Annotated in this window: 19 protein-coding genes; 7 read left to right on the top strand and 12 right to left on the bottom strand. The window is 55.0% G+C overall.

From position 1 onward, the window contains the following. Positions 1–35: 35 nt before the first annotated feature. Positions 36–491: a nuclear transport factor 2 family protein gene (locus JMJ04_RS06525; protein WP_201369725.1), complete on the bottom strand. Its 456-nt coding sequence runs from the start codon at positions 489–491 to the stop codon at positions 36–38. Between the two features lie 294 nt (positions 492–785). Between JMJ04_RS06525 and JMJ04_RS06520 the strand changes: the two genes are divergently transcribed. Beyond that, on the top strand, positions 786–1,406 hold the full coding sequence (locus JMJ04_RS06520) for a hypothetical protein (RefSeq protein ID WP_201369724.1): 621 nt from the start codon (positions 786–788) through the stop codon (positions 1,404–1,406). A 69-nt stretch (positions 1,407–1,475) separates the two neighbouring features. Here JMJ04_RS06520 and JMJ04_RS06515 read toward each other — a convergent pair whose 3' ends face one another. The 4 genes from JMJ04_RS06515 to JMJ04_RS06500 form a co-directional block, all read right to left on the bottom strand. Beyond that, positions 1,476–2,591: a class I SAM-dependent methyltransferase gene (locus JMJ04_RS06515; protein WP_201369723.1), complete on the bottom strand. Its 1,116-nt coding sequence runs from the start codon at positions 2,589–2,591 to the stop codon at positions 1,476–1,478. A 5-nt stretch (positions 2,592–2,596) separates the two neighbouring features. Beyond that, on the bottom strand, positions 2,597–3,715 hold the full coding sequence (gene holA / locus JMJ04_RS06510) for a DNA polymerase III subunit delta (protein ID WP_201369722.1): 1,119 nt from the start codon (positions 3,713–3,715) through the stop codon (positions 2,597–2,599). Beyond that, entirely contained in the window at positions 3,660–4,007 is a 348-nt protein-coding gene (locus tag JMJ04_RS06505; RefSeq protein ID WP_201369721.1) for a PTS sucrose transporter subunit IIBC, read from the bottom strand. Before JMJ04_RS06505 ends, holA begins: the two co-directional genes overlap by 56 nt. A 177-nt stretch (positions 4,008–4,184) precedes the next feature. Then, positions 4,185–5,954: a bifunctional lysylphosphatidylglycerol flippase/synthetase MprF gene (locus JMJ04_RS06500; protein WP_201369720.1), complete on the bottom strand. Its 1,770-nt coding sequence runs from the start codon at positions 5,952–5,954 to the stop codon at positions 4,185–4,187. A gap of 491 nt (positions 5,955–6,445) precedes the next feature. Between JMJ04_RS06500 and JMJ04_RS06495 the strand changes: the two genes are divergently transcribed. Next, positions 6,446–6,814 (top strand): DUF4870 domain-containing protein, encoded by a 369-nt coding sequence (locus JMJ04_RS06495; RefSeq protein ID WP_201369719.1) that lies wholly within the window; start codon positions 6,446–6,448, stop codon positions 6,812–6,814. A gap of 68 nt (positions 6,815–6,882) precedes the next feature. On the opposite strand, the gene JMJ04_RS06490 is transcribed toward JMJ04_RS06495, so the two are convergent. From JMJ04_RS06490 to JMJ04_RS06480, 3 genes are all read right to left on the bottom strand, one after another. Beyond that, on the bottom strand, positions 6,883–7,383 hold the full coding sequence (locus JMJ04_RS06490) for a DUF6789 family protein (protein ID WP_201369718.1): 501 nt from the start codon (positions 7,381–7,383) through the stop codon (positions 6,883–6,885). A 15-nt stretch (positions 7,384–7,398) separates the two neighbouring features. Next, positions 7,399–8,238, bottom strand: coding sequence for a DUF92 domain-containing protein (locus tag JMJ04_RS06485; RefSeq protein WP_201369717.1), 840 nt, complete (start codon positions 8,236–8,238; stop codon positions 7,399–7,401). Between the two features lie 222 nt (positions 8,239–8,460). Continuing rightward, positions 8,461–8,913: a RusA family crossover junction endodeoxyribonuclease gene (locus JMJ04_RS06480; protein WP_201369716.1), complete on the bottom strand. Its 453-nt coding sequence runs from the start codon at positions 8,911–8,913 to the stop codon at positions 8,461–8,463. 517 nt (positions 8,914–9,430) lie between these two features. Between JMJ04_RS06480 and JMJ04_RS06475 the strand changes: the two genes are divergently transcribed. From JMJ04_RS06475 to JMJ04_RS06465, 3 genes are all read left to right on the top strand, one after another. Further along, complete coding sequence (locus JMJ04_RS06475; RefSeq protein WP_201369715.1) at positions 9,431–10,966, top strand: hypothetical protein; 1,536 nt, start codon at positions 9,431–9,433, stop codon at positions 10,964–10,966. Positions 10,967–10,991: 25 nt separating this feature from the next. Next, positions 10,992–12,869 (top strand): glutamate mutase L, encoded by a 1,878-nt coding sequence (locus JMJ04_RS06470; RefSeq protein ID WP_201369714.1) that lies wholly within the window; start codon positions 10,992–10,994, stop codon positions 12,867–12,869. Between the two features lie 72 nt (positions 12,870–12,941). Next, the gene (locus JMJ04_RS06465) at positions 12,942–13,904 is read left to right on the top strand and encodes a hypothetical protein (protein WP_201369713.1); all 963 of its coding nucleotides are present in this window, start codon (positions 12,942–12,944) and stop codon (positions 13,902–13,904) included. A 174-nt stretch (positions 13,905–14,078) separates the two neighbouring features. Here JMJ04_RS06465 and JMJ04_RS06460 read toward each other — a convergent pair whose 3' ends face one another. Together JMJ04_RS06460 and gpmI are read right to left on the bottom strand one after the other, a co-directional pair. Beyond that, on the bottom strand, positions 14,079–14,780 hold the full coding sequence (locus tag JMJ04_RS06460) for a TPR end-of-group domain-containing protein (RefSeq protein ID WP_201369712.1): 702 nt from the start codon (positions 14,778–14,780) through the stop codon (positions 14,079–14,081). 257 nt (positions 14,781–15,037) lie between these two features. Beyond that, positions 15,038–16,621, bottom strand: coding sequence for a 2,3-bisphosphoglycerate-independent phosphoglycerate mutase (gene gpmI, locus JMJ04_RS06455; RefSeq protein WP_201369711.1), 1,584 nt, complete (start codon positions 16,619–16,621; stop codon positions 15,038–15,040). Between the two features lie 209 nt (positions 16,622–16,830). Here gpmI and JMJ04_RS06450 point away from each other — a divergent pair, with 209 nt between their 5' ends. Continuing rightward, positions 16,831–17,109, top strand: coding sequence for a hypothetical protein (locus tag JMJ04_RS06450; protein WP_201369710.1), 279 nt, complete (start codon positions 16,831–16,833; stop codon positions 17,107–17,109). A 362-nt stretch (positions 17,110–17,471) separates the two neighbouring features. Then, positions 17,472–18,452 (top strand): hypothetical protein, encoded by a 981-nt coding sequence (locus JMJ04_RS06445; RefSeq protein ID WP_201369709.1) that lies wholly within the window; start codon positions 17,472–17,474, stop codon positions 18,450–18,452. Positions 18,453–18,529: 77 nt separating this feature from the next. Here the strand turns inward: JMJ04_RS06445 and JMJ04_RS06440 are convergent, their stop codons facing one another. Further along, on the bottom strand, positions 18,530–18,994 hold the full coding sequence (locus JMJ04_RS06440; RefSeq protein WP_201369708.1) for a F0F1 ATP synthase subunit epsilon: 465 nt from the start codon (positions 18,992–18,994) through the stop codon (positions 18,530–18,532). Between the two features lie 3 nt (positions 18,995–18,997). Continuing rightward, a complete protein-coding gene (atpD, locus tag JMJ04_RS06435; RefSeq protein WP_201369707.1) occupies positions 18,998–20,419 on the bottom strand; it encodes a F0F1 ATP synthase subunit beta in 1,422 nt (473 codons plus the stop codon). Between the last annotated feature and the right edge of the window lie 45 nt (positions 20,420–20,464).

The raw sequence follows: 20,464 nt of genomic DNA, 5'->3' as shown, positions 1-20,464 counted from the left end.
CCAGGACGCATCACTTTTTTATCTCTTGCCATTTTTCACTGTATGATGGGAATATCGATCCCCAATTGCGCGATCAAGCCTTTGATGCCGCCACCATAAATCTGCTCGACCTCGATACGCTGTATCTTCTCATCACCCAGAATGTAGTTGACATTCTCCGAGGGCATGGAGATGCTCTGGGCGGTTTGTGGGATGGGTGGCGTCCCCAACACTGGAATAATAAATGAATTACTTTGATAACCAGTAACCTGCCAGGTCGCGCTGACTCTGTTTTCACCCTCCTCCAACACATTGTGCAAATTATAGGTGAGACCGGGAAAACCCTCCTCAAGCGCGTGTACAACCTCTAAAAATCCATGTCGGTCTAGTGGCCTGGGGGTCCAGCCCGAGAAAACAAAGTTATCGGATAGGTAGCCCTCATAGATGTCCTGCTCATTATTGTCAAGCGCCGACATAAAATCACGCACAATCTCGATCTCTCTCTCGCTCATCCTGATATGCTCCTCTCTATGCCAGGGATGTTATAACGCTTCTAAGAGAGACACGCTTTGTGGAGGCGAGAAGTAGATCCCTGCTTGTGCCTACCATCCCTACTTAAAAAGACGCTCCTCAAAGTTAGGCTGAATAGTATCACTGGGTTAGAAACCATGCGAGCAAGCGAGTGCTGTAGCAGGACTAAAAACACGTAACTTGCTGATTTGTGCTTTGATGATCTATACTACATGTAGAAATAGCAGAGCTGTAGATTATGTGTAGTGTTGTTGTGTAGTGTTAAGGAGGCGTGCATGCTTAGTCGGGGGATACAGCTATTTCTCGTCGTGGCTTTGATTGTGTTCCTCGTGTTTCTCTTTCATCCAGAGTATATAGCAAATGCCGGTAATGCGCCGTTGAAGTCTGTGGATGGCTCCAATGCTTCGGGAACTGCTCAACTTATCCCCAAACAGAGCGGAGGTGGAAGTGACTTGCAGGTGGCATTGCAGGGCTTGAAAAACAACTTCAAGTACGCGGTCACTCTGGATAAGGAGCGTTGTGGAGGCAGCTCAGTCGCAACAATTGGCACGGTGGCTTCAGACCAGGGAGGAAACGCCCTGGTAACGGTTGGGCACAATGATCTCAATGCCAACTTACAACAGGGCTTGTGGATTGATGTGCGCCAGGGAGACGCCTCTGGACCGAGCGTGGCCTGTGGGCAATTACAGTTGAATAGCCAGCAACTCGCGCAGTTCAATACCAGTCAGAGCAGCCAGGTGAGCCTTCTGAGCGCGAGTACGAGCAACGCGACTCCGACTACCAGTACCAGTAGTGGTACCATCTGGGATAATCTGCTCGTGGGTTTTCCGCAAACAGGCGCGGGCCCTGGCAATAGCCATAGCTACGACAACTATACCTATCCCCGTAAGCGCTAGTAACCTTTGTTTACGAAAGAGCAGGCTGGGGTACATACACCCCAGCCTGCTCTTTCGTAAACAAACTATTTAGCGTTTGAGGATTAAGACTTTGAAGCCTCCCAGGCCGCTCGGACTGGTCAGCGCGGAGACGCGTTGGCGCACATTGTACCATTGGAGCAGTTGTACCTGGCCCTGGTCGCTGGCCCGATTCTGCATATCATCAAGCGCGGCAAAATCGCGCTGGCGGATACGTTCCAGTTCCTCATAGATGCCCATGTCTGTAAGCCAGGCGCGCTGCGTCGTGAATTTGTGGAGGCGCAGTCCCTGGCGCCTTCCCTCTTCAATGAGCGTGCTAAAGTTGACGTGCGCGGTAATATCCTGCTCTCCGGGGCGCAGTAAGGGGCGTTCAGTGAGCTGGTGCTGGTAGTAGCAAGCCAGCGTCCCAGTAAAGCGCTCAGGGATATAGAGCTGGCGTGCCAGGTCACCATAATCAATAGCGAGGAGAAAGCCACGTCGCTTGCGTTTGGGATTTGAGCCGAGCAGGAGCTGGGCCGAGCGCCTCATCCAATGGCGAGCATCCAGGTTGATTTCGGCGCGCCAGCCATCGGGATAGGTGCGCCAGGGAATCTTATAGTCATCCAGGTAGCTCGCGACCTCCTCACTACTGGGTGCCTGGAGCAACTCGCTCAATCTTCCGTTCTGTTCGCCTACATAGACCTCATACAGCTCACTGCCACGCTTCTCAACGAGATGGACGGGAAAGGCATCCACCAACTCATTGGAGAGCAGGACAGTAGGCGCCTGTTCAGAAGCGGCTGAGAGGGCATCTTCGCCCGCGCCGATGTCGCTGCTCACGTAGTGCAAAGCCTGGTGAAAGGCGGGGTGCTCCTGGCTCGCCCAGGCGCGGATGCCCTCTCCTAAGAGGCCCCGATTGGCCCCTTGTTCTAACACGAGAAAGTGCGCAGGTTGCTTGAGCATCTCCCACATCTGGAGCAGTTGCCGTCCTGTACAGTGGGCAAAGATTTCGGAGACATCACTACTGGTGAAGAAATCGCCCTCCCAGCCCACGCGTGTCTTGCCGCTGACATAGTAGCCCTGTCCTGGTTCATAGAGGGCCATTCGCATATACTCAGCGAAGGGAATGGGGCCATGCTGGCGTATGGTGTCGAGAATATGTGCTTGAAGTGGTGTGGTTGTGTGCATGTGCTCTAAGTGCCGAAGTTAACGACCAGCAGGTCGAGCGCCATCTCTGGTTCCAGGCGGCTACGCTTGAGTGCCGCGTCAGTATCCAGGAGCTGGCGATAGGTATGTTCGAGCTGGGCCGTACTAAAATTATGCACCTGGCGCAAGGCTTTCTCCGCCACAAAGGGTGCGATACCCAGGGTAGAGGCGACCTGCCCGCCGCGCATCCCCTTCTGGGCCAGTTCCTTGACCAGGAGCAGGGTACGTACCTGGGAGGTGATAAGACCTATCAGCTTGAGAGGGGCTTCCCCATCGGCCAGAAGGTCATGGAGAATATTGAGGGCCTGTTTGCGATTCTTCTGGGCCAGGGCATCGGTGAGATCGAAGATGCGTGCTTCCTGCACCTGGGCCGAGAGAGTACGTACCTCCTGTACGGTAATCGTGCCACCTGGACCCACATATGTGGCCAGCTTTTGCAGCTCATTGGCCAGTAAGCGCAACTGATTGCCGATAAAGTTGGCGAGTAAAGCCGTAGCCTCGGGTGCGATCTTGACATCCAGGGTGCGCGCACGCGCGACGATCCAGCGTTCGAGCTGTGCGCCCTGGGGCTGTGTGCTCAGCGTGGCTTTCCCATGCTGCTCGGCGGCCTTGACCAGGGGATTTGCCTTGTCCAGGGCCTCTTCAACGATGAGAATGAGCACAGTGCTCTCTGGCATCTGACCAACGTGTTCTGCCAGGGCCTTCTCATAGGCGGCACGTGTGAGGGCGCCACCCTTCGCGCCTTTCTTGCCACGCTTTCCCCTGGCACCTTTAGCGGCCTCCTCCTGCGGAGCAGCAGAGGTGGTTGAGGACTCTCCGCGTTTCTTCTTGGGGAGTCCATCAATAACCACCAGGCGCTGCTCAGAGAGAAAAGGCTGTGTTCCACTGGCCATCATAATCGTTTTCAGATCCGCCGTCGTACCGTCATAGGTATCCTGGTTGAAGCCGAAATCGCTTTGTTGACGCAGCTTTTTGAGAAGTTCGCGACTGGTGAACTCATCATCGCCATGCAGGAGGTAGAACATACTTGTGCAGCCTAAAGTCGAAAGGCTATTCGTGAGCGGGACGACGATAATCGCGGTTGCTTCTGCTTGCCACCAGAACATCGACCAAAACACCGCCAGCCAGGCCGAGGATGGAGCAGAAGAGCGCCGAGGCGAAGAAGGCCGCACCGGGATTCGAGGAGAGCACAGGGGGATCAGAAACTAGGGTACCAATCCAGGCATAAATCGCTACGAAGCCAATGAAAGATCCCAGGAGTGCCCCGAGAATCGCGAAGACACGATGCTTAATCGCGCTAAACCAGAACGCGAGAAAGAGCGCAATTGGCAGCGAGATGAGAAAACCAAAGAAATCACCAATGAAAATACCATCAAGTGGGTTGATATGCAAAGCCATTATAGCAGCCTCCTGAAGGATGGTTAGAGTCGATAAACTATGTTTCATTATACGGCAATTTCGCCAGTGCGACAACTGAGGCAGAAGTTGTCTCAGAGATAGAGGGGGTGGTAGCAGACTGGCTGCGCAGTCTGCTACCACCCCCTCTATCTCTGAGAGGCTTATCATTGTAAGTACCTAGACTGCGCTTGTTTGGGTCGCCTTGAGCATTTCCAGGCGCTTGAGGCGGCGTTGCATACGCCGCTGCTTGAGGCTATGGCGTATAACGCTGAGCATAGAGACATCCTGGTGGGCGCGATAGAGTGCCCAGCCAATCTTAGGCAGGCTCAAGGCATCTGAGTAGACCAGGAAGCGGCTCTCCCAGGCGGGATGAAACTTCTTTTTGAAGTTGAAGAGTGACTGGTTCTTGGTGGGATCGCCAAAGCGATTACTCAGAAAATCGATGCTGCTCCCCAGGAAGGTATCATCATCTGCGTTAACGTCACTGAGCGGCGCCAGGCCCAGGCTCATCATGGTCGCACCCGTATTTTTGATGAATTCAATTGAGCGTGCAAGCAATAGTTCCATGGTACCAGGGGCGGGCTGTTCGGCGCGGCGCATCAGGTCAAGCCCCCAACCATTGCGACCATAGATGGGCACGAAAGAGACGAAGGCGTGGACCTTGTTATGGTCATCGACGGCAACGGCATAGATTAGCTCTTCATCACCCGCGGGATCGAAGTGTCCCATGCTAAAGCCCATCTCTGTGCCACCTTTTTCATCGAGCCAGCGCTGTGAGATGCCCTCCATCTGTGCAAGCTGTTCCAGGTCGGTCACATGACCTTTGTAGAAGTCGATATGAACGTTGTCTTTCTCAGCGCGTTTGGCGCTTGAGCGTACATTGGCCATCGCCCCACCTTTCAAGGTAAAGGTCTGGGGGTTGATGACTGCATCTTCACCAATTTTAATCAGGTGCAGGCCTAGGGTCTGATAGAGTTGTTTTAACTCATCACGGATCTGCCAGAAGACCACGGTCCAGTCCTGCTTATTGCAGAACTCTACAAACTCACGCATGATAATGGGGAGTTCCGTCTCTGGTCCAATGGGGTCGCCTGCTACCACTGCTGTACTGCCCTCCAGGACATAGCTAATGACTGCTCTCCCTGAGGAGGAGAAGAAGTAGAGCTTCTCTTCGGTGAGTGTGAAGTAGGCGATGGAGTTTTTGCCATAGAGATGGGCTAGCTCCCGGGCCTTGCGGCGCTCAGTATGTTCAGGCAGGAAGGCGGCGGCCACGGGGCGGAAGATCTGGATCATACCATAGAGCACGGCACAGATGCAAAGCGTGCGCAGAATGGGCGCGAAGAGAAAGGCTGGCGATGACATCGGAACATGCAGGTGTGCGCGGGTAAAAATGCGGAAAATCAGGCCTGTAAAGCCGATGCGCCGCGAGATTGGTTCTAGATCGTCAAAGAGGGCCAGAAAGCCACCGATGGCGTAGAAGAAGACGATGCCCAGGCTTAGGACCAGAGCGGCGTAACCACGTAGAACCGAAGGTGGATCGCTGCGTGCCTGGAAGAAGTGAACTGAACAGGCTATCAAGATGGCCAGAACCATTGCACTAACGGTAGCCAGGATCGAGCCACCGCGAAGCACATGCAGAAAGAATGCAGAGAGGAGGAGCAGAAAAATGCTGATCAGCCAGGCGTGACGTTTCCCCCGAGCCAGGCCATACGAGAGCATAATGAGGAAAAAGCCCACTACAACGGTGAGTACCTGCGCGCGTAGTTGCGTATGGGGCAGCATCGCTGGCCACTGACCAAACTGTAAGACCCAATCAAACCTGGGCAGAAACGCTGAGAGCATATCTGAAAGCCCAATCAGGCAGGTAATTACTGCCAGGGCATAGCACACAATATGTTTTAATGGTCGGTTGGCTGGGATGCGAAGCGAAACACTCTCTTTTTGCATAGAGCTATTACAGAAAGCGGCACCATACTCCGTGTCACCTGTTGAGGAAGGAAGGCCGCGCTCCTTTCTTTGACTGAAATTCACCCTTCCCTGCGGAGAGGACATTTTGAATAGCTTCTCCGAAAACCCTGAGCGCCCTTGTCCCCGAATGGGGGAAGCGCTAGGCACGAAAGTGACGTTGGGTTTCGGAATAAGATCTTGGGGGAATGTCCTGGAAACTCCCCATGTAAGCAGTTACTACACAAAGTATAATTATGTTCAAAACAATGTATTTTTTGCGCCACAAAAATATATGTTTGGGTGATTGTCTGGGTGCAGCGCCTCCTATTGATAATAGACGTATACTTACCCCAAAAGTCTCGTCTCTATTACCGGTTTGGTACAGGTACTTGCAACACATCTATTGAGCAATGCGTATATAAGACAAGCAAAAGACTTGATGAAGCATGTATGCATAAGGCTATACAGCTAGGAAAATGAGGAGCAGGGTAATGATGCATCGAGCAACCTCTTTAGGCTTGAATGAGCGAGTTGAGCGTGTACTGGCGTACGCACTCTTCTGGGTTTCAGGCCTATTCTTTTTCTTTCTTGAGAAGAACCGCCGGGTTCGTTGGCACGCCCTACAATCACTCATTACTTTTGGGGCACTCTCCCTGGTGATTTACGGGGTCGGAATGTTACGAGCCATGTTGAACCTGATTCCTCTGCTGCGCTTGATCACGAATTTTGGCCTGGGCCTGTTTATTGATATGTTGTGGTGGGCCTGGGCACTACTCTGGATCTGGCTAATGATCATGGCGTGGGTCAAGCCCGATTATCGCTTGCCCTTTGTAGGTGAGTGGGTGCGGCACATCGTCTAGATCAGCCTCTTTTATACAGCGTGAAGAGTGTGATGGTAGGCTGGCAGAGCCAGCCTACCATCACACTCTTATTTACCTCTTTTATCACTGTTGGGATAGAGAAACCCTAGAGCCAGGCCATAGGAGGCGTGGCGAAGCATATTTTGCCAGAATGAGCGCCAGCGGAAGAGGTGGGGCATCTCGCCATTGCGAATTAAGGGATGGTACTTATCAGCCAGGGGGGTAATCCACCAGATGGCGAAGACGAAGGCCTCGCCAAAAATTGTGCCCCGTAGCCAGGCTGGTCCTGGCAAGAAGCGTTTGACGACCGCGGCATAAAGTTCTGCCAGAGCCACACCATTCAGGAGGTGTAGCAGCCAGGCCAGAGCGGTGATGCGTTTGCTTCGCTTCTCGCCAGCGAGCATCCCTTCTAGAAAGCGTACATCGCTGAAACGGTTCCCGATAAGAAATTTATCGCTCTCCATGGCGATACTATAAATGAGGGTTGCTATAAGGCCTGCGAAGGCGGCCCGCCCGGGTTTCCAATCGCGAGCGAGCAAGCCTGGAAGCATCTTCCCTACTTTTTTCACGTTATCTCCATCTCTTCAATGTGTGCGGGACGTGCCTCTTGCTAAAAAGATTGCTACAATAGACCCACACAATGTAGCCAGGAAGTTGACTGTATCGTTATTGATATGACGAGATCCGCGCAGAAAGAGGGTCGGTGTCCCACAATTATGGACCCGGCGCTCGGTCTCTTTGGCACATTGTGGGCAATAGTACATGGCCTGGACAGTTGCGCCCAGCAGGCTATCAAAGAGGCTACCAGTCAGGCCGCTGAGCAGGGCGATAAGAGGTAGGCGGCGCGCAAAGCGATCTCTCGACTGCATGAGCCAGCTAAAAAGTCCCAGAGAGAGTGCTCCCGCCGCCGAGGCCGTGGTTCCCAGGGGCGTAATCCCACCTGAGGTACCTGGCGTTGTGACACGGCCATTCGTAATCAGGCGTGGAGCGTGAGGGCTGAGAACGCCTAGCTCCGTGGCCCAGGTATCGGCGTTGGCCGTGGCGAGCGCGCCTATATAGCCGGCGTGCAAGGCCTGGCTTGCCTGGGTATTGCTGCTAAAGGCGTGTGCGCCTGCCAGGAGCGAAGCGACTCCACCGTTGGCCATGACCTGGGCGAAATCGCGTTGTGTGCCCTTGCTAAACTTGTCAGCGGCGGTAGCGGCCTTCTCTTGTGCGCGAAAGTGTGAAAAGAGGCTGGACGAGACAAAAAAGAAGATCAGCGAGAGTCCCCAGGAGTTTCCTCCTAGCCCAAAAGTGGAGGTGCCGGTGATGACCGCGCCAGCGACTCCACTGCGATCAAGGGAGCGCCTGCGATAGGCGAGGGTACTAATACCCGCGCTTAAGAGCAGGCCAAGAGCGACACGAGGGAGCCTGTGTGTTAACATACTGGACAGGGAGGCCTGGTGCCTGGGAGCTTGAATCGTATCTTTTATGGCGCACGCTCGCCAGCGAGGCTGACCAGTAACTCTGTTATAGGTGCGTCTACATGCTTGGAGAAACATCAAAAGTACCTCTTAAAGAATTGTTTGCGCATTCTGTTACAGATTATAATCCTTATCAGTTTTATCATAGAGACAGGCTTTGTTGACTGGCAAGGGGGAATCTGTTTAGCTGAGAAGAATGTACTCTTTATCAAACTGCCAGTCGTCAATGACCTCAAGCTCAACGTAGAGATGTGGCTGGAGTGGATCAATGTGCTTTGTAAGATGGATGTCGACAACCCGGTTATCATTGATGTTAAGCTCCTGGCAAAGCGCATCTTGAGTGATCTTGAGTCCTCCATCCAGGTCCCGTTTGAGCGGGGTGGAGAAGAAGAAGTCCAGAAAGAGTGCCAGATAGCCTTGTTGAAATCGCTGTCGTAGTGCATCATGGAGTGTACCCTGGCGTTCGAGCGTGCGTATGGCGTCGCGCACCTGGCGCTTAAATTGGCGTGCAACAGCCGTGCTGACGCGGTGTCCATTGACCGTCGCATATTGCTCGTTGATGCTGGGTGGGAGCGGGAGGGTCAGACGGAGCAGATCCGGCGCAGGCCTGGATATACCCGGTGGCTGTTCTGACATGGATGGTCTCCTGGTAGGTAGTACTTTTGGAATCGACAACGCGTGTATTGTATCATATCAGCATGCCTTATTATGCAAGTTATCACACGTATCTGACCGACAATACGTCTGTGACCTGGTACCTGGAAATGGTTGGCTGCTATTTCACTGCTTAAAGATGAAGAAGCGTGTGCGTTCACCCGCTTGGAGACACGCGCGTGTATGGAAGCTCTGAAGGATAAAAGCAATTTTGGAACGCTGTAAGCGCGTCTCGTCGATGCGCCAGGGCTTCGCTTGCGCACAGCATAGTACTGCTAGAAGCGTCTTGTTCTTGTGGTTGGGCGAGTACCCTAGTAGGAAAATACATGGCTACGTTGTATAACAAGCGAGACTGGCGAAAGTGAGGAGTTATTGTGATTAGATGTAACCGTTGTGGGAATGTCTCCCCTGCTAGTGCGGGGCAGTGCCAGATGTGTGGTGCGCCGCTTGCTAGCAGTGTCGAAAATGGGCAGCCACTTGAAAACTGGCAGGGGGAAATATGGCCCCTGGCCGGAGTGGGCAGGGTCAGCAGGAACTTCCCGCGTGGCTAGAGTCGCTCCGCGCAGGAGAGATGTCGGCTGCGCCTCCCAAGAGTCCAGCGAGCTTTACGGCTGGGGACCTGGTTGAAGAGGGATCGCTACCGACATGGATGCGTTCAGAGCGGGGTGAGACCGGAGAGGTGCCGCTACGCCCCTCGGGCTTTTCGGCCGCGACCACTGGCGAGGGGGGCATGCCCAAGCAGGGCTTCGACGCTAATTCCTTGATTGATGAGAATTCGCTACCGTCCTGGATGCACGAGGGAAAGAAGAATGAAAGTGCTCCTCTGCCTCAGGGCTTTAATGCCTCTAGCCTGGTAGATTCCGAGGCGCTGCCCGAGTGGATGCGTCAGATCCATCCGCAGGCTCAGGCTTCCTCGCCCATGACGCCTACTCAGCAGCCTGCGCCAGCCATGCCAAATATCGCGCAGACGCCGCAGCCAGCGTCGATGCCTCCAATGCCAGTCGTGCCAGAGCCACTCACACAGGCGCCTTCTCCCTTCAATTCCACACAGAATGCGGCGGCAGAGGTGAATTCTGGTGCTTTCTCGGCCAATTCGCTTATTGATCCACAGGCTCTCCCTTCCTGGATGAAGGAGAATGAGGCGGGTGGCGCTCAGAGCCCTGCTAGCGCACAGTCGTTTCAGCCAGGCTTTGCCGCTTCCTCGCTGATTGACGCGAATGTGCTTCCAGGTTGGATGCGCGAGAATGAGCAAGGTGCCCCATCGCAGTCGAACCCGGCAGCGAACGCTGGGAGTGCTATCTCTGCATCGTCTTTTGTTGATGTAAATGCCCTGCCCAGTTGGATGCGCGAAGGTGAAGGTTATACTCAGGGGGGCGTGTCCACAGGTCCGCAAAGCGCCAATCAGGCGAGCATGCGTGTACCCAGTCGTCCACGTAGTGAGGTGAGTTCCACCGAGGGCAGTGAAGTTGCAGCCAATGTCTTCGCTTCAATGCTAGGTGTGGCCTCGGCTGCGCCACAATTCCCTGGGCAGCCTCCAATGCAGCCACAGCAGCCACAACAATTACAGCCAGGTTCGGCTCCAATGAGCAACGGTTCACCTTTTATGGGTGGAGCGCCAGGAGTACAGGGTCCCGCTTCTGTGGGTATGCCGCAGGGACCTACTTCCTCGCCAATGCCTCAGCCAGGTGGATATGCAGGGAGCGGTTCATTACCGGGTGGTATGCAAGGCGCAATGCCTGGTATGATGGGGCAGCCGCCACAGCCTCAGCCAGGTCAGAGCATGTCTGGCATTTATAATAATCCCTACGCCTATGGCAACGCGCCTGCTGCGAATCCTAATCCCTACAGCATGGGTGGAAACAGTCCGATGCCGATGGGGGGTATGGGGCAGATGCCAAATAACACTAATAATATGCCCGGCGCGATGCCTTCACAGAGTGGTATTGGTCCAATGGCGGAGCAGTCCCGATTGGAGTCGCAGAAACCCGCGAAACGTGGGTTGTTCAATGCGATCCGCGAGCTATTCTTCCGCTAATTATTAGAGGAGTGGTTATCCAGAGATGTACACACAACCCTATCCAGAGGGCGGACAGGGGCCAGCACAACAAAATCAACCTCCCGCGATGGCCAATTCATTGCTCGTCGCTGACTGTGGGACCGTCTTTACGAAGGTCTCACTTTTTGGGCTTGTTGAGGGCCAGTATCGCTTGATGGCGCGTGGAGAAGCGCCAACTACTATCGTACCTCCGCATGAAGATATAACCCGGGGCGTGATGCAAGCGCTCAATACCATTGAGTTCGTGACAGGCCGTAAGCTGGTGAAAGATGGCTTGGTTCTGACGCCAGAGCAGTCAAATGGCGATGGGGTGGATGCCTTTATTGCTACTATCAGCGCGGGTGGTCCACTGCGCCTGGTCGTTTTAGGTGCCGTCGATGCCAAATTAGAGAGTCTCGCTTCTCAGGCGATTTCAGGGCTATACGCGGAGATGCACGTTATCCCGGCCCCCTCGTTTCAGGCGGCAACCTCGCGGACCCCTCTTTCAGTGGGGGCAGCGGGGGCGGAGGAGAGAGCGCCCACCGAGACCTCCTCCTGGACACAGGAGCGCGTCACCAAAGAGTGGGAGCGCCAGCTGGCGCGGATGCGCGAGCTACAGCCACAGGGAGCCTTAATTGTAGGCATGACTGATAGTCCCGCAGGCCCCAGTCCTCTGCAAGAGGCGTGCCAGTTGCTAGTCAACGCGGATCGCCAGCGCAAGGAGCTCGGGAGCAAGGCTGGCGAAGTGCCAACCCTGTATGCCGGGGCGCCACAATATGTAGAGGCAGTGCGACGTATGCTCAAGGGGGTCTCCACTGTGACACGCCTGGATGCGCTAACCGCTTCCGAGCAGTTGGGCCAGGTGAGTCTGGCTGTTGGCGGCCTGCATGAGCGCAATGTAATCCAGAGCTTGCCAGGGTATGCGCGCTTACAGGGGTGGTCGGGTGGGGCCACGCCTGTCGCGACCGCTACCTCACTAAGCAGTCTGGTGCGTTTCCTGGCGCAACACTATGCTATGAATGTGACCGCGGTTGATGTGGGTGGGCTGACAACAACAGTGATGCTGGCTGGTGAACAGGGCGAATTTGTGCCCACTGTAAATGCTGGTATTGGTGTCGGGCCAGGCCTGAGCGCGTTGTTGCAGCGCGTTGGTTGGCAACGTGTCGGTCGCTGGTTACCTTTCGTGGTGACGGAAGAGGAACTGCGCCAGTACGCGCTAAATCAGATGGCGCATCCCGCCTCTCTCCCCACGAGTTCGCGCGAGTTAGCCTTTAGCCAGGCTTTTGCGCGTGAAGCAATGATGATCACTATGGAGGAGGCTCAGAAGGCCAGCGGCGATGAACTCAACCCTGATCTCATTCTTGCTACAGGCGGTATTCTGGCCCATACACCCAAATATAGCCAGGTGGCGATGATGCTGCTTGATGCGCTCCAGCCACGTGGTATTACGTCACTCGTACTGGATCGCACCATGCTGATCTCGCAACTGGGGGCTGTTGCCAGTATCGCGCCCATCGTTGCGGTGCAAGTGAATGAGAATGACGCCGTTTCGCACCGCCTGGGAACCTGTGTAATCCCCTATGGCGATTTGAAACCAGGGCAATTAGCCGTGCGTGTTGGTGTAGAATATAGTAATGGACGCCAGATTAATGTCGATGTAATGGCTGGCTCTATCGAGGTCATTCCTCTGAAGGTAAACGAGCAAGCCCTGTTGACCCTCTTCCCCGCACCGGGAGTTGATGTGGGTCTTGGTCCTGGCGAGCGTGCGCGTGCTGCCGAAGAGATCGATGGTGGCCTGGTTGGCCTGATTATCGACGCACGTGGGCGTCCCCTGGCGCTTCCTGCAAATGATGTGGAGCGGCATGCCCGTCTCACACAATGGATGCAGGCGTTGAACGTCTAAATGCCTTTCAAAATGGATGCGGGCGTGCAGTAGCACCCTGGCGATAAGCAGAGGCATCCGGGAGGTCAAGCCATGGCCAATCCTCTTGGTTGGTTGGTGGTTCCACGCATGCAGGTGCAGCGCGAGCGTTGGCCTGGTGCTCACACAATTAAAGCAATACCCCTGGTTCAGCCCGGTCAGGAGGTCCTGCCTGACCAACCTGTTCTGCAAATCGAAGCAACGAAAGCGCTTTTTGAGCCGTCGGCGCGAGCATCGCTCGCGCCACGGCTTATTTCATCTTCACCTGGCTTACATGAACTGGTGCTCGCTGGCCTCCGTGGGTGTGTTCTGGCTGTGACGCCGCGCAAGGGCGTAGTTATTGAGAGTCGCGCGGCAGTTGTTCAGGGCTGCATGGGCGTGGGCTATCAGGTCGTAGGGAAACTGGTCATGTGGGATGGCAAGGCAATTAGCGAGGAGCTCCCTGGTTCACTGCTCATTGTGCCCGGCCCGGCGAATCTCGCGTTACTGCACCAGGCGCTACAAGCGAAAGCCATAGGCCTGGTTGCCAGCAGTATTGCGCTGCCTGACCTGGAAGGCTTTCTGCATACCGACCTGCTGCAACTCTTCGTCAGCCGGGATATTGAACTGGCCTCCTCTTATTTACCACCATTAACTCTGCTTTTTACCGAAGGCGTAGGCGAGTTTCCTATGCCAGAGAGTTTGAAGGGCATATTGCAAAGCTATGAAGGCTCCTTCGCGCTCCTATCAGGTCTAACCTCCCTGGCGCATCACCTGTTGCCCGAACTGGTGATCTCGTTGCCAGTGGAGGAGACTAGGTCTGATTGGCAGCCAGTTGTGCCCAGACACGCCTTAAAGATAGGCATCCCAGTGCGTGTCATGGGGGGGGAGTACGCGGGTGTAAGTGGTATCCTGGACCATCTCTTTTCTCATGAGCAGCAGTTTCCCTCCGGCATTCGCGCCCGTGCCGCGCGTGTGCTATTGGAGAGTGGTGCATATATCATTGTTCCTATAGTACACCTGGAACGTATCGGATGACGAGGTTATCCACAAATGAAGGCAGTTATCCACAAATTCACTAGCGTTTTGTGGATAACTTGTCAAGCGTTTACAGCGTAAGTAGTAATATTGAGCTATATGGGAGGCGCGTGGGGAGGCCGACGCTTCCAGCGCCCGCCACCATGTGCATTCCCCAATTTGCCTGGGGGCCTATTAACCGCGTAACGCAGCTAGGTCGGGATCGCTCTTCGAGCGCTCTTCGAGTTCGGGAGCGGATGTAAACGCTTCCTGAAGGAGAGCGTTAGCTTTCTCCAACTGGTTCTGCTGGGTGTAGAAGCTGGCCAGATTATAGAGGAACCACCCTTTCACCCATTGCGGCACCTCAGCCTGAAGGATTTTGCTAGCACACCTCTCACGGACCTCAATCGCCTTCGGGAGGTCATTATGGTCGAAATAGTACTGCGCGAGATGCTCTTGTTCGTGCTCGTAGAGAGCACCAAGGAAGGTTGTATACAGCGGATGTTTCCCGGAAATTTCGGGGAAGCGCATGGAGGTCAGATCATCTTCGCTCAGTTGCTCAGTCAAGGCAAAGAGTTCGGCGTAGGTCCGCTCAGAGTCCGCCTGAATCTCTGACGCGGAGCGCTTCTGTTGCTTCTCATACGTCGTCACGTTAAGGTGTTCTTCATCCTCATCGCTCGATGGTATGTCCTGATGCTGTAGAAGGGCCGTCAACTTCCGGATGAGGTCCTGACGCCAGAACGTCCTATGAGCGATGTGATCTTTAGCGGACCAGCGTTCCCACGTCCCATCCGCATCGCGCTCAGTCTCGCTCATCTCCTGCCAAAACGCTTCTTCATCGAGCCGCCCCTGCCGCAAAAGGTCGAGGACAATAGCTTTAAAATTCTGTGTGGTCATTGAAATACCCTTCCTGTCTCGTAACAATACATTTCTCTTACCAGAAGTATCTCACAGTAACCGGACAATTTTGGCCCGCTTTGCGCTGCTGCTGATGCTCTTTTAATAATTAATCCAAGAACGTTGAGCGGCATTGTTCTCAGGGTTTTTATTAAAAAAGCATAAGCACGCGTCTACATATAGAGCTCATATGTAGACGCGTGCTTATGCAGTGTCAGTCGAGCGCTTGCCCTCACCCCCTCTACTTCTCTTTGTGGCTAGAATTGGAGCAGGGAGTGTCCCGACATCTCTTTGGGTTGGGGAATATTCATCAGTTGTAGGAGGGTGGGGGCGACATCGGCCAGAATACCGTCGGTACGTAGTTTCGCCTGAGCCAGTTGAGGGGAGATCAGGTAGAAGGGGACCGGGTTGGTGGTGTGAGCGGTAAAGGGTTTGCCGGTATCGTACTCGATCAACTGTTCCGCGTTGCCGTGATCGGCGGTAATCAAGACGCTACCACCAGTGGCGAGCGTGGACTCAACAACCTGCCCAACCCCCATATCGACGGCCTCAACCGCTTTCACAGCGGCATCGATCACGCCGGTATGCCCCACCATATCCGCGTTGGCGTAGTTCATGACCACGAAATCATAGTCGCCACTGCGAATATGCTCAATGGCGGTCCTGGTAATGCCAGCCGCGCTCATCTCAGGTTGTAGATCATAGGTGGGAACTTTAGGCGAGGGCACGAGGTCGCGATCTTCACCGCTGAAGGGAGTTTCGCGGCGCCCATTGATAAAGTAAGTGACATGGGCATACTTCTCGGTCTCGGCAGTATGGAACTGGCGCAGGCCACGCTCAGCAATGACGCGTGCCAGGGGCATCTCAACCTCGTCTGCGCGATAGGCTACCCCGGCATCCAGGCCTGCTTCGTACTCAGTCATCATGACAAAGGCCAGGTCGGCGAGTCTGGGGCCGCGTGCGAATTTTCCCTCGGCCTGTGGAGGCAGCTCAGGCATGACAAAGGCCTTGGTAAGCTGGCGCGCGCGATCCGGGCGGAAGTTATAGTGGATGACGGCATCCCCCGCTTGAACGGTAGCTACAGGCTTGCCATGCTCCATAATGACGGTTGGGAGGATAAACTCATCGGTCACTTTCTGATCGTATGATTGTTGGATGGCTTCCAGGGCTGAGCTGACCTGCAAGCCCTCGCCCCTGGCCATCGCCAGGTAGGTCTTGCCAGTGCGATCCCAGCGGTTATCGCGATCCATGGCATAGTAACGCCCGGAGACTGTCGCGACTCTGGCGGCGTGTTCGCCACCTATCTCCTGTGCGCGGGCCTGTAAGCGTTTCATAAACTCGACCCCGCCAGTGGGTGAGGCGTCGCGCCCATCGGTAAATGAGTGGATATACACACGCTCCAGGTCATGCATATGAGCCAGGGTGAGAAGGGCCTCCAGGTGGCTCTCATGTGCGTGCACACCGCCATTGCCGAGCAGACCACAGATATGTAGCTGGGAGTTGTTTTTCTTCACATGCTCAATGGCCTTTAAGAAGGCGGGATTCTGAAAGAAACTGCCATCGCGAATCGACTCACTGACACGCGTATAATCTTGCAGGACACGTTTGCCTGCGCCGATGTTCTGGTGTCCAACCTCGGAGTTGCCCATCTGCCCATCGGGAAGACCCACAGCCTCACCGGAGGTCTTGACCGCTGTGTGGGACCACACGCGCCCAAGTTTATCAAGGTTGGGGGTGCGTGCCAGCGCAATGGCATTTCCCTCGGTGCGCGGATTAATGCCCCAGCCGTCCATAATGATAAGGACAAAAGGGCTTTTGCGTCCAGCTGGTGTAATACTCATCTCAACAGAACTCCATCGAAGTATTGTAGTGCTCATTTGCCCCTCTATTGTAGCATGCTGAGGAAGAGTGGAGTATGCTGTGATCCCTCGCGCCTGCGGTGCTCACTTGCGCATGGGCGAAGTTGGTTGTATCTAGTGCTACCTCTGTTTCGTGTCCCGAGTAGAGATGAGTATCTTCTCCTTGATATAGAGAGTTGAGGGTGTGGTTTATGTCAAATTTTTTGCCTTTGTGGCTGGGACTGATCGTACTGGTGTTTGCCATTGTGCTGGCTGTGCAGCTTGTGGGCGCCCGCAGAACGAAGAAGAGTAAGAGCACACAACAGGTTGATAACCCCCATCCTGAGGCGCATATAGATCTGAAAGACAAAAACGTGGCTGAGCGCCTGGGTGTGCCTTCCGCCAGCGAGACCGGCGTTGATCCTCGTGGCGAGGACGTTGGGGGCAACTTCTGGGAGGTCCCCAAAAAAGATGAACAGACCAGGAAGTAATCTCTTCCTGCTATAGATAAAGAGATGTTACCATGATATGTAGGCGCGTGCTTTAGCAGCGCCGTCCCCTACCTTTCTACATATCTCTTCCAACATTTTTCGTGGCAGCACGTATTTGATACGGAGATTGCTTTAAAGAGGCTGAGTCTGCTTGCAGAGAGTCGAAAACAGGCAAAGAGGCGTATAGTAAATAGAGTTGGGCATCCAGAAATATGTTACTCATACGTTGATTTGATAGAGCGAGCGGTGATGCGTTAGTAATCTGTGACATGGTAGCAATTCTCTATGAGATGCGATAGCGCGAAGTGGAAGGACTTGTACATATGCGTAGAGACCGGAAGTGGCCTTCTATGAGGAGGCGTTTGGGACTGAGTTCAATGGCGCTGCTTGCCGCGCTGTGCCTTGTGCTTATGTCCACCTTGAGCGTACTGGCGAACTCTGTCAATATCTATGACAACGCCAGTGTGTTGAATCGAAGTCGCGTACAGAGCGCGGCGAATTCCCTGTCTTCCAATGTGAGCATCTATACGACTTCGGGCTTCAACGGCTCCAAGTCGTCTTTTCAACAGACGACAGCCAATAAGGTGAGTGGCTCCAATCACGTCGTCATGGCGATAGATACCACCCATCATTGGGTCTGGTTTGCGGGAAAGCCCTTTACAACTAACCAGTATAATGATGCTGCTAGCGCTTTTAGTAATAATTTCCACGGTGGAGATTACACTGGCGCAACGGTTGCGGCCCTGCAATCGCTCCACAATGCTAATGGTGGCTTTATGGGCCTGGGCGCACAAAGTGGAAGTTCCTTTGGCGGCTCGACGCTCTGTTGCTGCCTGGGCTTGCTGGTATTGCTGGGTCTGGGTGTCTTTGTCTTCTCGCGCAGGCGTCGAGGAGGCGGTGGCTTTGGCGGCGGTGGTGGTTTCGGTGGCGGTAGTGGCTTTGGTGGCCTCTTTGGTCGGCGCAATGTACCACCTTCGGGAGGCTATCCACCCTATAATCAGTATGGACAGCCCTATCCACCCAATTATAACCAGGGTGGCGGGATGAATCCCTGGGCGGCTGGTGGCCTGGGTGCCGCGGCTGGTGGCCTGGTAGGCTATGAACTGGGCCGTGAACAGGGTGAGCGCGAGAGGCGCGAAGATGATTACGGTCAGGGTGGCGACTTTGGCGGCAATCAAGGTGGTGGAGATTTCGGCGGCGGAGACTTTGGTGGTAATCAGGGCGGAGGAGATTTTGGCGGAGGCGGCGGAGACTGGGGCGGTGGAGGTGGTGGAGACTTTGGAGGTGGCGGCGGAGACTTCGGAGGAGGTGGTGGCGATAGCGGTGGCGGCGGGAGCTTCTAGGCCATATATGACTCTTGCTGAAACAAAAATACTGTCCGGGTTCGGAACGAACCCGGACAGTATTTTTGTTTTGTTTCTTACTGTTGCATGCCTGCCGTGTCAATGCGGCGGCGGCTGCGACGGCGCGCATATTCCGCGACCCTGATGCGGCTAAGTGCACGCTCCAGGGCTGCCTGAGCCTCAGCACGATCGTTCTGGCTGCGCGACTCGGTGAGGCGCTCCTCCGCTAGGCGGCGGGCCTCCTGTGCGCGAGCTTCGTCAATCGTTTCGCCCTCTTCTGCGGCATCTGCCAGGATGGTCACGCGATCATGCGAGACCTCCAGGAAGCCACCGGAGACAAAGAAAGGCTCTTCGGCATCGCCCAGTTCGATACGCAGTTCGCCGGGCTTGAGAAAGGTCAGGAGGGCCGCATGATGCGGAAGAATGCCCAGACGGCCCTCGACGCCAGGAGCGCTTACCAGGGTAGCTTCCCCGTTATACAGCTCACGCTCGGCGGTGACAACCTCGACATGCAGGGTATTGCGTATTGTCGTTGTTGCCATGTCTTACCCCTTCTTCTGATCAGCCTCGTACTCGGCCACGACCTCATCGATAGCACCCTTCATGTAGAAGTAGTTCTCAGGAATGTGGTCATGTTTGCCCTCAAGGATCTCCTTGAAGCTGCGCACAGTATCCTTCAGCTTCACATAGCGACCCTCGCGGCCAGTGAAAGCCTGCGCGACCGTCATGGGCTGCGAGAGATACTGCTCAAGCTTACGCGCACGCGTAACGGTCAGCTTGTCATCTTCAGAGAGCTCATCGACACCCAGGATGGCGATGATATCCTGAAGCTCTTTGTAGCGCTGGAGAACCTTCTGGACGCCGCGAGCAACGTCGTAATGCTCAGCACCCACAACCTGGGGGTCGAGGATGCGGCTGGTCGAAGACAGCGGATCGACGGCAGGGAAGATCGCTTTCTCAGCAATCGAGCGCTCAAGCACGATGGTCGAGTCCAGGTGAGCGAAGGTCGTCGCAGGTGCGGGATCGGTGTAGTCGTCAGCAGGCACATAGACGGCCTGCATCGAGGTGATCGAACCCTTCTTCGTCGACGTAATGCGCTCCTGTAGCTCACCCATCTCCTCAGCCAGGGTGGGCTGATAACCCACGGCGGAAGGCATACGACCGAGCAGAGCGGATACCTCAGCACCGGCCTGGGTGAAGCGGAAGATGTTGTCGATGAAGAGCAGAACGTCCTTACCCTCATCATCGCGGAAGTACTCGGCCATGGTCAGGCCGGTCAGCGCGACGCGGAGGCGGGAGCCGGGAGGCTCATTCATCTGGCCAAAGACCATGGCCAGGCGGTCGATAACACCGGCATCGATCATTTCGTGGTAGAGGTCGTTGCCCTCGCGGGTGCGCTCACCCACGCCAGCGAAGACGCTATACCCGCCGTGACCCTTGGCGATGTTGTTGATCAGCTCCTGGATGGTGACGGTCTTGCCGACGCCAGCGCCACCGAAGGTACCAATCTTACCACCCTTCATGAAGGGGCAGATCAGGTCAATGACTTTGAGGCCGGTTTCGAAGATCTCAATGTTTGAGACCTGGTCTTCAAGGGTAGGGGCATGGCGGTGGATAGGATAGCGAGGGGCATCCTCGACCTCTTCCTTGTTATCCACAGGCTGGCCAAGTACGTTGAAGATACGTCCCAGGGTTTTAGGGCCGACAGGAACCGCGATAGGCTCGCCCATGTCGACGGCATCGAGACCGCGCTGTAAGCCATCAGTTGGACCCATGGCTACGCAGCGAACCCAGTTATTGCCAAGGTGCTGCTCAACCTCAAGCGAGAGGTCTTTCTCGGCACCGGCGATGCGGATGCGCACCTCGTTGTAGATTTCTGGCAGCTGGTCGGCGGGAAACTCGATGTCGACGACAACTCCCAGTACCTGTACAACTTTACCCTTTGTGCGAGTAGGTGTTGTAGTCATATATTTCTCCAGAGATAGAGGCATTGCGGTATCCCCCATATGCCT

The sequence above is a fragment of the Ktedonobacter robiniae genome, from assembly GCF_016587375.1.
Lineage (GTDB): Bacteria > Chloroflexota > Ktedonobacteria > Ktedonobacterales > Ktedonobacteraceae > Ktedonobacter > Ktedonobacter robiniae.
Note: the sequence above shows the minus strand (reverse complement) of the source record. Positions and strands in the feature narration are given on the sequence as shown.